Here is a 14387-nt window from a genome sequence, read left to right as displayed (position 1 = left end):
GCCGTGCGCGAGGTTCAGACCCATGATCGTGTCGCCCGGCTGGAGCAGGGCGAACATGGCGGCCGCGTTGGCCTGGGCGCCCGAGTGCGGCTGGACGTTGGCGTGCTCGGCGCCGAACAGGTCCTTCACCCGGTCGATGGCCAGCTGCTCGACGACGTCGACGTGCTCGCAGCCGCCGTAGTAGCGCTTGCCCGGGTAGCCCTCGGCGTACTTGTTGGTCAGCACCGACCCCTGCGCCTGCAACACCGCCTGCGACGCGAAGTTCTCCGACGCGATCATCTCCAGCGTGCTCTGCTGCCGCGACAACTCAGCGCCGACCGCGGCCGCCACCTCCGGATCCACCGCCGACAGCGAATCGCCGGCGCCGCCTGCGGAACCGTCGTTACTGGACAGACTCATAGGACTCCTTCCGTGCCGGAAAGCGGCAGCGGGCAGCGGAGAGCGAACGTGCGGCGCGAGGCCGCCGCACGAGTGAGATTCAACTGAAATATCAGTGGGCTTTTAGCGTAGCAGCGCGAACCGCGTGGTCAAGGGGCTGGAAAACGCCGACTTGGCGCGCCCCGCAGGTCCGTCGCGAGCACGAACCTGCGCGCACTGGAGCCGGGTGCCCCGCCGGCGCTCAGCAGATCGAAGCAGTTTTCCCCGCGGGTGTTGACCGCGGCGCGACCACTGCTTACCTTGCTGCTCAGTTGATATATCAGTTCTCGGCCTGAGTTCCGGTTCCTGCAACCGTCCGCAGCGCGGACCGACAGGAACTACCGGACGGCGACGACTTCACCGCGCCGAACCGGTTCGTTCTCGCCGCCCGAATCGGCGGCTGCTCGCAGCAATCAGCACCGGCATCGCGCATCGAGCGCATTTCTCCGCCCCGCCCAAGAGCCTCGGCGGCTCTGCCCGAACGCACCGTCCTCGCAGCGGCCCGCACCGGCCGCCCGTTAGGAGACCAGCATGAGCACGACGCCTCGTGTCGTCATCATCGGAGCCGGGATCGTCGGTACGAACCTGGCCGACGAGCTGACCGAACGCGGATGGCACCGCCTCACCGTTCTCGACCAGGGGCCGCTGCCGCTGACCGGCGGCTCGACCTCGCACGCGCCCGGTCTCGTCTACCAGACCAGCGGATCGAAGACGATGACCGAGTTCGCCGGCTACACCGTCGACAAGCTGGCCGGCCTCGACGTCGATGGCGGCTGGTGCTTCAACCGGGTCGGCGGCCTGGAGATCGCGACCACGCCGGAACGGCTCGACGATCTGCACCGCAAGCAGGGCTGGGCCACCTCGTGGGGAGTCTCCGGTGCGGTCATCGGGCCAGAGGAGTGCGCCAAGCTGCACCCGCTGCTGGAGCCGGATCGCATCCTCGGCGGTTTCCACACCCCTGACGACGGGCTGGCGAAGTCGACCCGGGCGGTCGTCGCGCTCGCCCGCCGGGCCGAATCACGCGGCGCGGAGTTCCGCGGATCGACCCGCGTGCTCGGCATCAGCCAGCACGGCGGGCGCGTCACCGGTGTGGAAACCGACCAGGGCGAGGTGCCCGCGGACATCGTCGTGTCCTGCGCCGGTTTCTGGGGGCAGGCCATCGGCGAGATGGCGGGCATGAACGTCCCGCTGCTGCCGATGGCGCACCAGTACGTGCGCACCGATCAGCTGCCCGAACTCGTCGGCCGCAACGACGAGCGGTCCGAGGCGCAGCTGCCGATCCTGCGCCACCAGGACCACGACCTCTACTACCGCGAGCACAACGACCGCCTCGGGATCGGTTCCTACGCGCATCGCCCGATGCCCGCGCGGCTGAGCGACCTGCCGGAGGAGGACTCCCCCACCGAAGCCTCCATGCCGTCGATGTTGCCGTTCACCGAAGACGACTTCGCCGATTCCTGGGAGCACAGCCGGCGGCTGTTGCCCGCGCTGGAGACCGCGAAGATCGAGACCGGGTTCAACGGGATCTTCTCGTTCACCCCCGACGGCGGGCCGCTGGTCGGCGAATCTCCGGACGTGGCGGGATTCTGGATCGCCGAGGCCGTGTGGGTCACGCACTCCTGCGGCGTGGCCCGGTCCGTTGCGCAGCTCCTGGTCGACGGTCGCAGCCAGGTCGAGCTGCACGGCTGCGACGCGGCCCGGTTCGACGAGATCGAGACCGCTGCGGACTACGTCGAAGAGACGGCGCAGCGGAACTTCGTCGAGATCTACGACGTGAAGCACCCGTTGCAGCCGAAGCTGTCCCCGCGGGACCTGCGGGTGAGCCCGTTCCACGCGCGTCAGCAGCAGTTGGGCGCGTTCTTCCTGGAATCGCACGGGTGGGAGCGGCCGCACTGGTACGAGGCGAACGCCGGGCTGGTCAAGGACCTGCCGATGGAGTGGCAGCCGCCGTCGCGGGACGCCTGGTCGGCGATGTACCACTCCCCGATCGCCGCGGTCGAGGCGTGGAAGACCCGCACCGCCGTGGCGCTGTACGACATGACCTCCCTCAAGCGGCTGGAGGTCAGCGGTCCGGGCGCACTGTCCTTTCTGGACGAGCTCACCACCGGCAAGATGGACAAGTCGGTCGGCGCGGTCACCTACACCTTGCTGCTCGACGAGGCGGGCGGGGTGCGCAGCGACCTGACCGTCGCACGGCTCGGCGAGCAGCTTTTCCAGGTCGGTGCCAACGGGAACCTCGACCTCGACTACTTCCGGCGCCAGCTACCGGCCGACGACGGCGTGCGGGTTCGCGACATCACCGGCGGCACCTGCTGCATCGGTGTGTGGGGGCCGCTGGCGCGCGATCTGGTCCAGCCGTTGAGCCGGGACGACTTCTCGCACGAGGCCTTGAAGTTCTTCCGCTGCAAGTCCGCGCACATCGCGGGTATTCCGGTCACCGCGATGCGCGTGTCCTACGTCGGCGAGCTGGGCTGGGAGATCTACACCAGCGCCGAGTACGGCCAGCGGCTCTGGGACGTGCTGTTCGCGGCCGGGCGCGACCTCGGTGTCGTTGCCGCAGGCCGGGCCGCGTTCAACAGCCTGCGGCTGGAGAAGGGCTATCGCGCGTGGGGAGCGGACATGACCACCGAGCACAATCCCTACGAAGCCGGGGTCGGATTCGCCGTGCGACCGCAGAAGGGCGATTTCGTAGGGCGCGAGGCGATCGCGCGGCTGGACAAGCACGCGGTCACCCGTCGGTTGTCGTGCCTGACGATCGATGACGGACGCAGCGTCGTGCTCGGCTCCGAGCCGGTTTTCCTCGACGGTGAACCGGCCGGCTACGTCACCTCCGCGGCGTTCTCGCACACGCTCGGCACCCCGATCGCCTACGCCTGGCTACCCGCTGCGGCCACGGTCGGCACCCGAGTGCACATCCAGTACTTCGACCGCCGAGTGCGCGCGACCGTCGCCGCCGAACCGCTGGTCGACCCGGAAATGCACCGCATCCGGCGGTGATCCGCGCCGCCGGCGAACCTGGAGCACCCATGAGCCTCTCGGTATTCGATCTGTTCAAAGTGGGCATCGGACCGTCCAGTTCGCACACTGTCGGTCCGATGCGGGCCGCCTACCTGTTCGTGAACCGGCTGCGCGAGTCCGGAGTCCTGCCCCGCGTCGCCACCGTGCACTGCGAGCTGTTCGGCTCGCTCGGGGCGACCGGGCACGGCCACGGCAGCGTCAAGGCCGTCGTGCTCGGGTTGTCCGGGGAGCAGCCGCACCTGGTCGATCTGGTCGCCGCCGAATCCGAGGTGCAAGCAGTGCGCGAGGACGCTCGCATCAGCCTCGGCGGTGCGCACAAGATTCCGTTCTCCATCGACGAGGACGTCGTGCTGCACCGGAACAAGCGGCTCGAGTTCCACAGCAACGGGATGGTCTTCCACGCCCGCGACGACAACGGCTGCGAACTCGACCGCCGCGAGTACTACTCGGTCGGCGGAGGTTTCGTGCTGGGTGCGGACGAAACCGGTCAAGCCGTGCTGGCCGAGGACGACACCCCGGTGCGCTACCCGTTCCGCACCGGACAGGAACTTCTCGGCCATGCCTCCCGCGCCGATCTGCGGATCAGCGACATCATGCTGGCCAACGAGCTTTCCTGGCGCACCGAGCGGGAAACCCGGGACGGCCTGCTGCACATCTGGTCGGTGATGCAGGACTGCGTCGACCACGGCACCCGGGCCGGCGGGGTGCTGCCCGGCGGGCTCAAAGTCCGCCGCAGGGCGGGCGAATTGCACAAGCGCTTGGAGTCCGCAACGGACGAGAGCGATGCCCTGCACGCGATGGAATGGGTCACCCTCTACGCACTGGCGGTGAACGAGGAGAACGCCGCGGGCGGACGCGTGGTGACCGCACCGACCAACGGTGCCGCCGGAATCGTGCCCGCCGTGCTGCACTACGGCCAGCGGTTCCTGCCGTCGTTCTCCGACGACGCGGCCGTGCGGTTCCTGCTCACCGCGGGCGCGATCGGCGTCCTGTTCAAGGAGAACGCGTCGATATCCGGAGCCGAGGTCGGCTGCCAGGGCGAGGTCGGGTCGGCCTGCTCGATGGCTGCGGCCGGACTCGCCGAGGTCATCGGCGGCACGCCGGACCAGGTGGAGAACGCCGCCGAAATAGGTATCGAGCACAACCTCGGGCTGACCTGCGATCCCGTCGGCGGTCTGGTGCAGATCCCGTGCATCGAGCGCAACGCGGTCGCCTCGGTCAAGGCGATCACCGCGGCCCGGATGGCGGTGCGCGGCGACGGCAGCCACCACGTCTCGCTGGACAAGGCGATCAAGACGATGCGCGAGACGGGAGCGGACATGAAGGACAAGTACAAGGAGACCGCCCGCGGCGGGCTGGCGCTCAACATCGTGGAATGCTGAATCGTGGAATTCTGGGGGGAATCCCGTGACACGCTCGTTCACCCTGACGCTGAGCTGCCCGAACCGCACCGGCATCGTCCGCGCGGTCAGTTCCTACCTGTACGGGAGGGACTGCGACATCGGCGAGTACCGGCAGTTCGACGACCCGGTTCGCGGCCGGCTGTTCCTGCGCACCCAGGTGACCGCCGCGCAAGAGGTCGACCTCGACGAGATTTCGCGCGGTTTCGAACCCGTCGCCGCCGATTTCGAGATGAGCTTCGCCTTCAGCCCGGACCGCAACGCCCGGATCCTGGTCATGGTGTCCAAACTGGGCCACTGCCTCAACGACCTGATCTACCGCTGGCGCGCGGGCAGCCTCAGCGCGGACATCGTCGCGGTGGTGTCCAATCACGACGATCTGCGCCCGATGGCCGAATCCGCGGGACTGCCGTTCGTCCACATCCCGGTCACCGCCGCCGACAAGCCGGCGGCCGAGGCCAGGTTGTTGCGGGTGGTCGACGAGTACGACGCCGAACTGGTGGTGCTCGCCCGCTACATGCAGGTGCTGTCCGATCAGACCTGCAAAGCGCTGCACGGGCGCGCCATCAACATCCACCACTCGTTCCTGCCGGGATTCAAGGGCGCCAAGCCTTACCACCAGGCGTACTCCCGCGGGGTCAAGCTCGTCGGCGCGACCGCGCACTACGTGACCCCGGATCTCGACGAAGGGCCGATCATCGAGCAGGAGGTGATCCGCATCGATCACACCCACGATCCGCGCGCGCTGCAGACGGTAGGCCGCGATGCCGAGGCGCTCGCGCTCTCGCGCGCGGTCCGCTGGCATTGCGAGCGGCGCCTGTTGCTCAACGGGCACAGCACCGTCGTTTTCCAGTGATCGCAACGGATTCCGGCCCGTCAGACGCTCGACCTACCTGCCCCGATCGCGATATTCTGTAGCGCATAGCGCAAAGGGTTGCACGACGAGCAACAGCGCGGATTCGTCGTTCCGCTCCCGCGAGCACCGCAACGTTCGCCGCACGCCGGCCGCTGCACGGCTGCGCCGGGAGCAACGCGTCGCGCCATCGCGGCGAGATCCCATCGTTCCGAGCGACATCTGACCCGAGCGACACCTCTCCCGAGCGACCCCTCTCCCGAAACGAGGAGCACTGCCATGACGACCGGTGAGCTGTCCGCCTCCGCCGAGGACACGAGCCTTCCGGAAAGCCTGCGGGAAACGCTCGCGGGCCACTACTACACCGATCCTTCGATCTTCCGCGCCGAGCAGGAATCCATCTTCGAGGCGGGCTGGTTCTGCGCCGTGCTCGGCGCCGACCTCGCCAGGCCCGGCCAGTACGAAACCGTCCAAATCGGACGGGAAAGCGTGCTCGTCACGCGGGCCAGGGACGGCTCCATCAACGCTTTCCTCAACGTGTGCCGGCATCGCGGCGCGCGGCTGTGCACCGAGCAGCAGGGCGAGGTGCGCCGATCCTTCCAATGTCCCTACCACGCCTGGACCTACGGGCTCGACGGCAAGCTCGTCTCCGCCCCGAACCTGACCTCGATGCCGGACATCGACCGCGGCGAGTTCGGCCTGCACCGGGTGCACGTGCGCGAATGGCTCGGTTACGTCTGGTTGTGCCTGGCCGATGAGCCGCCGTCGTTCGCGGACACCGTCATCGGCGACGTCGCGAACCGGCTGGGCACACCGGATGCGATCGTCGGCTACCAGGTCGCGGAGCTCAAGCTCGGCAAGCGGATCGAGTACGACGTGCGGGCGAACTGGAAGCAGGTCGTGGAGAACTTCATGGAGTGCTACCACTGCGCCACGATCCACCCGGAGCTGACCGAAGTGCTGCCGGAGTTCGCCGACGGCCTGGCCGCGCAGTACTTCGTGGGCCACGGCGCGGAATTCGGCGAGAACATCGAGGGTTTCACCGTCGACGGATCGGCAGGGCTCGACCGGATCCCGGGCGTGGACGAGGAGCAGGACCGGCGCTACTACGCGATCACGGTGCGGCCCCAGGTGTTCATCAACCTGGTTCCCGATCACGTGGTTTTCCACCGCATGTTCCCGGTCGCGGTCGACCGCACGATCATCCGGTGCGACTGGCTTTACCTGCCGGAGGTCGTGGACTCCGGCACCGACATCGATCGTTCGGTGGAGCTGTTCCACCGGGTCAACCAGCAGGACTTCGACGCGTGCGAGCGGTGCCAGCTGTCGATGGACTCCCGCTCCTACGAGCGGGGCGGCGTGCTGGTTCCCAGCGAGCACCACATCGGTGAGTTCCACGACTGGGTGCGCCAGCGGGTCGGTTGAGCCGGAAAGCGCGGCCCCGTGCGGACCTTCTCCGTCCGCACGGGGCCGCGCGAAGCACTACTGCCGCGGTTGTTCCAGCGGAACACCGTCGTCGGACAACGGCGGTGGCGGCAACTCCGAACTGGAGGTCAGCGGAGCGGCACCCGCCAGCGGACGCCCGGCGTGCTCGGTCAGGAAATGGGTGCTGACCAGCCCGACGACACCTGCACCGACGAGGTAGTACCCCGGCCAGTCGAGGTTGCCGGTCGTCGTCGCCGCGGCCTCGATGATCGTCGGTGCGGTGCCCGCGAACAGCGACACCGAAACGTTGAAGATGACCGCCAGGCTGCTGTAGCGGATCATCGTGGGAAACAGCGCGGGCAGCGTCGACGGCGACACCGCCGCGAAGCACATCAGCGGCATCCCGATCAGCAGCAAGCCGACGATCTGGCCCACCAGCCCCTCCCGCAGCAACCACACGGCGGGCAGCCCGAGGAAGATCAAGGCCATGCTTCCCGTCATCAGCAAGGGTTTTCGCCCGATGCGGTCGCTGAGCCGCCCGACCGACACGATCACGCAGAGCATCAGCACCATGACGGCCACTTGCAGCGCGGTCGCCAGCGCCTCGCTGGTGCCGCTCTCGCCGTGGCGCGGGAGCGTCCCGGCCAGGTACGTGGGGATGTAGTTGGTGAACACGTAGTTCGTCACGTTCCACGCGACGATCACCCCGGCCGCGACCAGCGCGGCGGATCGGTAACGCACCACCAGGATGTGCACGGCCCGCCGAGCCGACATCGTCGAGAGCGCGGGCGAACGCTGCATCAACTGCCGGAACGCGGGAGTGTCCTCGAGCCGCATCCGCAGGTAGAGGCCGGTGATGCCCAGTGGCAGGGCGAGCATGAACGGAAGCCGCCAACCCCACGCCAGCAGGTCGTTCTCCGGCAGCACCGCGATCACCACGCCGCACACCGACGCGCCGAGCGCATACCCGGTCAGCGTGCAGAATTCGAGCCAGCTGCCGAAGAATCCCCGCCGCCGGTCCGGGGCGTACTCGGCGACCAGGGTCAGCGCCCCGGTGTACTCACCACCCGCCGAGAAGCCCTGCAGCATCCGCACGAACAGCACCAGCAGCGGAGCCGCGATGCCGACCGCACCGTAGCTCGGCACCAGCCCGAGCAGCACGGTCGCGACCGCCATCAGCAGCACGGTCGCGGAAAGCACCTTCGTGCGACCGAATTTGTCGCCGAGGCGGCCGAACACGAACCCGCCGAGCGGGCGCATCAGGAACGCGGCGGCGAACGCGCCGAGCGTGTACACGGTGGCCCACTGCCCGACGTCCGGGAAGAACACCCGGTCCAGCACCACGGCGGCCAGGTAGGAGTAGATCCCGAAGTCGTACCACTCGGCCACGTTCCCCACCGATGCCGCCGCAACCGCCCGGTGCACGGTGCGTTCCTGCTGCACGACGGGTGGGGTTCCGCCACGCCGACGGCGTCCGGGCTGGTTGCTCATGCGGGCTCCCCGGATGCGAACCGCAGCACCCGGCACCGCGCCGGGATCGCAGCAGCCTCATCACCCTTGATGCCGGGTTCGACGGTTGATATATCTCTGGACGATAAGTCAGTCCGCACAGCGAGGTCAACGCTCCGGCAGGTGCGAACCTCGCCCCGCCGGCGAAGCGGCGCAGCCGTCGCCGGACCCCTCGCCACCGGGCGCCGCTCGGCGCCGAGTCGTGCCCGGCATCCGCAGGCGATCGTCGAATCGTTCGCCACAGCAACGGCATCCGCCGGATCGGCACCGAAATTCCACCGTTGACGACCGCGGGAGCGAGCCGCATTCTGTCGGTTGCGTAATGCAGTACGGGTTCCGCCATCTGCAACAGGAGGTACGATGATCTTCGTGGGCGAGCTGTCCGACCTCCCGCCGGGGGAGTCGGTCCGCGTTCCGGGTGACGTCCCGATCGCGGTGTTCAATGTGGACGGTGAGCTGTTCGCGATCGACGACACCTGCACGCACCAGGACGCCTCGCTCTCCGACGGGTGGCTCGAGGGCTGCGCGGTCGAATGTCCGCTGCACGCCGCCTGTTTCGACCTGCGCACCGGCCGGCCCAGCGGCCCGCCCGCGAAGAAGCCCGTCCGGACCCACGAGGTCGCCGTCGAGGACGGCTCGATCTACGTCTCCGAGCCCGCCAAGGCCGACGCGGCTGTGCAGGAGGTGGGTTGATGCAGCACATCACCGTCGTCGGGGCGTCCCTCGCGGGCCTGGCGACAACCCGTGCGCTGCGCGCGCAAGGATTCGAGGGACGGATCGCCGTCATCGGCGACGAGCAGCACGAACCGTACGACCGGCCACCGCTGTCGAAGGAGTTCCTGGCGGGGACCGCTTCCGAGGACGACATCCGGCTGATCGAGCCGGAGGACTCCGACCTCGAAGCCGAGTGGCTGCTGGGCCGAACCGCACGAGCCCTGCACACCTCCGAACGCGCGGTCGTGCTCGACGACGGGGAACGCATCACCACCGATGCCGTCGTGGTGGCCACCGGGGCACGAGCGCGGACCCTGCCGGATTCGGTCCCTGCGGGCGTGCGAACGCTGCGAAACCTCGACGATGCGCGGGCACTGCGCGAAGAACTCACCGCCGGAGCACGGCTGGTGATCATCGGCGCCGGGTTCATCGGGGCGGAGATCGCCTCCACGGCAGCCGGGCTCGGGTGCGAAGTGGACATCGTCGAAGCGGCCCCGGTGCCCATGCAGCGAGCGCTGGGAGACGAGATGGGCGCGGTGTGCGGTCGGCTGCACGCCCGCAACGGCGTGCGGATGCACCTGGGAGCCGGACTTGCCGAGTTGGCGGGAGAATCCCGCGTCACGGCCGTGCGCCTGGCGGACGGCCGCGAACTTCCCGCCGACGTGGTGGTGGTCGGCATCGGCGCTGAGCCGAACGTCGAGTGGCTCGCGGGATCGGGTGTCTCGCTGGCAGGCGGCGTCCGCACCGACGAGAGCGGCCGCACCAACGTTGCGGAAGTCGCCGCCGTCGGGGACTGCGCCAACTCGTTCCGCAGCTATACCGCGGAATCCCTGCGGCTGGAGCACTGGACGAACGCGCTGCAGCAACCGGCGGCCGCCGCCGCGGCACTGCTCGGACGCGAGCACGCGCCCCCGGCGCATCACGCGGTCCCCTACTTCTGGTCCGACCAGTACGGGCACAAGATCCAGTTCGCCGGGCACCGCACCGCGGACTGCTCGGTCCAGGTCGAAGAAGGCGACCTGGACTCCGGCGAATTCCTCGCGCTCTACCTCGACGGCTCCGGTTCTCCGGTCGGCGTGCTCGGCATCGACCGCGCCCGCTCGTTCGGCCGATGGCGCCGCAAACTGGCAGTTCGCGGCTGAGTCGCCCGGCGCGCGTCAGACCACCGCGCGGATGGCCTCCTCGAAGCCGAGCACGTGATCGCGAGCGAGCTGCTCGGCTTCATCCGCGGACCGCTCGCCGATCGCCCGCAGCAAGCCGGAGTGCTCCCCGACGTGGCGGTCGAAGTGCGTCATCCGGTCCAGGAACAGGCAGAAGATCCGCGTCGCCAGGTTGTCGTAGCGCACCAGCGTGTCCTCGAGGTGCGGGTTCCCCGACGCGTGGTAGATGGCGCGGTGCACGTGCAGGTCCCAGCGCATCAGTTCGTCCCGGCTGAGCGAGCGCACGTCGACCTCGTCGAGCGTGTCGGCCAGCTCGACGAACTCCTCCAGCAGCGCGGCGTCGGCGGATTCGGCGGCGCGGCGGGCCGCCAACGGCTCCAGCTGCGCCCGCAGCTCGGAGATGTAGGCGAGGTCGGTGATGTCGACGGCCGTGGCGAACGTGCCGCGCCGCGGGTAGGACACCACGAGCCGATCGATCTCGAGCCGCTTCAGCGCTTCGCGGACCGGGGTGCGGCCGATGTCGAGCGACCCGGCCAGCGCCACGTCGTCGATCGCCGTCATCGGCGGGATGTCGAGCATGATCAGCCGATCGCGGATCGCCGCGTAGGCCCGGTCCGCCATCGAGCCCTGTTCCGGTTCGCCTGCAGCAGTGTTCATTCCAGCCCCGGCATGGGAAGGAGGCACGGGTCCGCCGATGGGCGGCCGCTTCCGCAGGTGCTAACGCTTGACATATCAGGATTGTATCTGTTGGCGACCTGGTGGTGACGGGTCCAGGTGGTCCGTATCACCGCGCGCGGTCTTCCGCACTGGTCAGCCGGTGCGTGCCGGGACATCATCGGGACCTGCTGCGAAACCGGGCCGCGTTGGTGTCCTAGTTGGACGGTCCCGGACGGGAATCCGCGTCCGGCGGGTGTGTTCCGCGGCCGGGGCGCAGTAATTTGAACGCATGACTACGTCGCCGGTGATCCTGCTGCTGTCCGGAAGCACCAGAAGCGGTTCCAGCAATGAAGCCGTGCTGCGCACCGCCCACGAGGTGGCCCCAGCGCAGGTGCGCACCGTGCGGTACGAGGGGCTGGCGGCGCTTCCGCACTTCAACCCCGACGACGACGCCGATCCGCTGCCCGCTCCGGTGGCCGAACTGCGAGCGGCGATCGGTGCGGCCGCTGCGGTGCTGATCTGCACCCCGGAGTACGCGGGAACGCTGCCGGGCTCGTTCAAGAACTTGCTGGACTGGACGATCGGCGGCACCGAGACCGGCGGCAAACCCATGGCCTGGATCAACTCGGCCGCGCCCGGGCGCGGGCATGGCGCGGAGGCGACGCTGCGCGCGGTGCTCGAATACGCGGGCGCGGACATCGTGGACACGGCGTGCGCGAAGGTTCCCGTGCACCGCGAGATGATCGGCGACGACGGAAGCATCGCTGATCAGCAAGTGCGCGCGCAGCTCAGCGAGGTGGTCCGGACATTGGTCGACTCGTTCCGGAGCGCTGCACCGACCGACCGGTGAGCCATCCCGCGCGGGCGGGAAACGCTGCCTGCCCTCGCGGCTGACGAACCGTTCCACTCCTCTGCTAGCGCACCGGCGTCACTGCTCGGATCGCATCAGCCTGCGCGCGGCCTGGGCGCCCAGGCTGGTGTCGATGTGCTCGCGCATCACCTCGGCCGCGGCGTCGGACTCACCGGCCACGACGCATTCGACGAGCGCTCGGTGCTCATCGTCCTTCTTCGCGCGGGCTTGCGGACCGCGATCGATCTCCAAGGCGAGCCGCCGGTACCGGTCGGCCTTGTCCCACAACCCGTCCAGCGTCTCGATCAGCAGGTCGTTGTGCGAGGCGCGGTAGATCGCGGCGTGGAACCGGCGGTGGTGCAGCATCGGCTGGTGGCCGGAGTCGGTGGGCAACGCGCGCAGCCCGACCGCGGCCTCGCGGATCTCGGCGACGTCGGCCTTGGTCCGTCGCTGCGCGGCCAGCGACACCGCCAGCGGGTCCAGCGAGCGCCGGATCTCCAGCAGGTCGCGGGCCTCTTCGGCATCGAGCTCGGTGACCCGGGCGTCGCGGTGCGCGTCCAGTTCCACCAGCCGCTCGGCCTTGAGCCTGCGCAGCGCCTCGCGCAGCGGCGTGGTGCTGATGCCGATGGTGCGCGCCAGCGTGGCCTGGTTGAGCACCGATCCGGGCGCGAACTCACCCGAGAGGATCTTGTCCCGGACGCTGTTGTAAGCCAGCTCGCTCTTGGTCATCAGTGGCGACGCCGGTTCGCTCATGCCGCACCTCCCGGCTATAAGCTACCGCGCCGCCGCGCGCTCCCGGTCAGCAGGCGAAACTTGCTTTGACGCGTCGTTATAAGACGATGCTTCGAATATATCTCCAGTCCATCGCGTTCGATCGCCGCATCCCCGAACCCTTGACCGAGCGAGGTTATAACCTCCAGGATGTCCGCCATCCGCCGCCACACGAGGAGAGTTGATGAGCGCACCCCCGACTGCCCGTCCGTACCGGCTCGGTCTGCTGGAAGGCGACGGGATCGGCCCCGAGATCGTGCCCGCGGCGACGCGCGCGGTCGACGCGGCGATGACCTCCGCCGGAATTCCGGGCGTGCAATGGGTACCGCTGCCGCTCGGCAGGGCCGCGATCGACGAGCACGGCACGCCGCTGCCGGACTCGACGCTGGAAGCGCTCGACGGGCTGGACGCGTGGCTGCTGGGCCCGCACGACAGCGCCGCCTACCCCGAGCCGCACCGGTCCCGGCTCAACCCGAGCGGCACCATCCGCACCCGCTTCGGGCTCTACGCCAACATCCGCCCGGCCAAGGCGTTCGAGGGCGCGAAGGCGATGGTGCCCGGCACCGACCTGGTCATCGTGCGGGAGAACACCGAAGGGTTCTACGCCGACCGCAACACCCACGCGGGCACCGGCGAGCTCATGCCGACCCCGGACGTCGCCATCGCCCACGGCATCATCACCCGCGCCGCGGTCGAGCGGATCGCGCACGCCGCGTTCCGGCTGGCGCGCAACCGGCGCAACCGGCTCACCATCGTGCACAAGGCCAACGTGCTGCGGCTGACCACCGGGCTGTTCCGGGACGTTTGCCGCGAGATCTCGGCGCAATACCCCGAGGTCGCCGTCGACGACTTCCACATCGACGCGATGACCGTGCACCTGCTGCGCCGCGCCCCGGAATTCGACGTGCTCGTCACCGAGAACATGTTCGGCGACATCCTCTCCGACCTCACCGGCGAGCTGGCCGGGTCGCTCGGCATCGCGCCGTCGATCAACGTCTCCGACCGGCACGGCATGGCCCAGGCCGCGCACGGCTCGGCTCCGGACATCGCGGGCCGGGACGTCGCCAACCCGATCGCGATGATGCTCTCCAGCGCGATGCTGCTGGACTGGCTGGCCGACCGCCACGACGACGCAGGCCTGCGCCGGGCGGCCGCGGCGCTGGAGTCCGGGGTCGCGCGCACGGTCGCGGCCGGGACCTGCACCTCGGACATGGGCGGGGCGGCCGGGACCACCGCGTTCGCCGAGTCGGTCGCCGACGCGATCCGCAGCGGCGCCGCGGCGTGATCGGCCCGCTGGTGGCGTTCGTGCACGCCACGCCCGCTTCGATCGAGCCGGCGGACGCGGCGTTGCGCGCGGAGTTCCCGGAAGCCGACAGCTGGCACCTGCTGGACGACCGGCTGATCCGCGAAGCCGTCGAAGCGGGCGGCCTCACCCGGGCGCTGCGGCTGCGGATGCTGTCGCTGATCCGGCACGCAGTGGACGGGGGCGCCGAAGCCGTGCAGCTGAGCTGCTCGATGTACGGGCCGGTCGCCGCGCTCGCCCGGCAGCTCTGGCCGGTGCCGGTGCGGGGTTCCGACGATGCCGCGTTCGCCGAGGTCGCCCGCCGCGGATG

At 69.3% G+C, this 14387-nt stretch carries 11 protein-coding genes and 2 pseudogenes; 9 read left to right on the top strand and 4 right to left on the bottom strand.

Translation table 11 applies throughout. The features are described 5' to 3' along the window. Window positions 1-399 (bottom strand): annotated as a pseudogene (locus IJH84_RS16335) (serine hydroxymethyltransferase); the annotation flags it as partial. 549 nt (window positions 400-948) lie between these two features. Between IJH84_RS16335 and IJH84_RS16330 the strand changes: the two are divergent. The 4 genes from IJH84_RS16330 (at window position 949) to IJH84_RS16315 (ending at window position 7113) form a co-directional block, all read left to right on the top strand. Then, window positions 949-3414 (top strand): FAD-dependent oxidoreductase, encoded by a 2466-nt coding sequence (locus IJH84_RS16330; RefSeq protein WP_295145909.1) that lies wholly within the window; start codon window positions 949-951, stop codon window positions 3412-3414. Window positions 3415-3443: 29 nt separating this feature from the next. After that, window positions 3444-4817 (top strand): L-serine ammonia-lyase, encoded by a 1374-nt coding sequence (locus IJH84_RS16325; RefSeq protein WP_295145907.1) that lies wholly within the window; start codon window positions 3444-3446, stop codon window positions 4815-4817. Between the two features lie 25 nt (window positions 4818-4842). Then, window positions 4843-5691 carry a formyltetrahydrofolate deformylase gene (purU, locus tag IJH84_RS16320; RefSeq protein ID WP_295145905.1) on the top strand — a complete coding sequence of 283 codons (849 nt, stop codon included), beginning with the start codon at window positions 4843-4845 and terminating at the stop codon, window positions 5689-5691. A 276-nt stretch (window positions 5692-5967) separates the two neighbouring features. Then, a complete protein-coding gene (locus IJH84_RS16315) occupies window positions 5968-7113 on the top strand; it encodes an aromatic ring-hydroxylating dioxygenase subunit alpha (protein WP_295145904.1) in 1146 nt (381 codons plus the stop codon). 57 nt (window positions 7114-7170) lie between these two features. Here IJH84_RS16315 and IJH84_RS16310 read toward each other — a convergent pair whose 3' ends face one another. After that, window positions 7171-8604, bottom strand: a complete 1434-nt coding sequence (locus tag IJH84_RS16310; protein WP_295145903.1) for an MFS transporter — start codon at window positions 8602-8604, stop codon at window positions 7171-7173. Between the two features lie 378 nt (window positions 8605-8982). Here IJH84_RS16310 and IJH84_RS16305 point away from each other — a divergent pair, with 378 nt between their 5' ends. After that, complete coding sequence (locus tag IJH84_RS16305; RefSeq protein ID WP_200072371.1) at window positions 8983-9315, top strand: bifunctional 3-phenylpropionate/cinnamic acid dioxygenase ferredoxin subunit; 333 nt, start codon at window positions 8983-8985, stop codon at window positions 9313-9315. After that, window positions 9315-10478, top strand: a complete 1164-nt coding sequence (locus IJH84_RS16300; protein ID WP_295145902.1) for an FAD-dependent oxidoreductase — start codon at window positions 9315-9317, stop codon at window positions 10476-10478. The genes IJH84_RS16305 and IJH84_RS16300 overlap by 1 nt, the downstream gene beginning before the upstream one ends. Before the next feature lie 15 nt (window positions 10479-10493). On the opposite strand, the gene IJH84_RS16295 is transcribed toward IJH84_RS16300, so the two are convergent. Next, complete coding sequence (locus tag IJH84_RS16295; RefSeq protein WP_200072369.1) at window positions 10494-11153, bottom strand: GntR family transcriptional regulator; 660 nt, start codon at window positions 11151-11153, stop codon at window positions 10494-10496. 289 nt (window positions 11154-11442) lie between these two features. Here IJH84_RS16295 and IJH84_RS16290 point away from each other — a divergent pair, with 289 nt between their 5' ends. Then, entirely contained in the window at window positions 11443-12003 is a 561-nt protein-coding gene (locus IJH84_RS16290) for an NADPH-dependent FMN reductase (protein WP_200072368.1), read from the top strand. A 78-nt stretch (window positions 12004-12081) separates the two neighbouring features. Here the strand turns inward: IJH84_RS16290 and IJH84_RS16285 are convergent, their stop codons facing one another. Next, entirely contained in the window at window positions 12082-12756 is a 675-nt protein-coding gene (locus tag IJH84_RS16285; RefSeq protein WP_200072367.1) for a GntR family transcriptional regulator, read from the bottom strand. Between the two features lie 202 nt (window positions 12757-12958). On the opposite strand from IJH84_RS16285, the gene IJH84_RS16280 reads away from it, so the two are divergent. Both IJH84_RS16280 and IJH84_RS16275 read left to right on the top strand, forming a co-directional pair. Continuing rightward, a complete protein-coding gene (locus tag IJH84_RS16280; RefSeq protein WP_200072366.1) occupies window positions 12959-14059 on the top strand; it encodes an isocitrate/isopropylmalate family dehydrogenase in 1101 nt (366 codons plus the stop codon). Continuing rightward, window positions 14056-14387 (top strand): annotated as a pseudogene (locus IJH84_RS16275) (hypothetical protein); the annotation flags it as partial. The gene IJH84_RS16280 and the pseudogene IJH84_RS16275, both read left to right, overlap by 4 nt.

This window comes from Saccharopolyspora sp. (genome assembly GCF_017434145.1).
Taxonomy (GTDB): Bacteria; Actinomycetota; Actinomycetes; order Mycobacteriales; family Pseudonocardiaceae; genus Saccharopolyspora_C; species Saccharopolyspora_C galaxeae.
The sequence above is the reverse complement of the archived record's forward strand: the minus strand, read 5'-3'. Positions and strand labels throughout refer to the sequence as shown.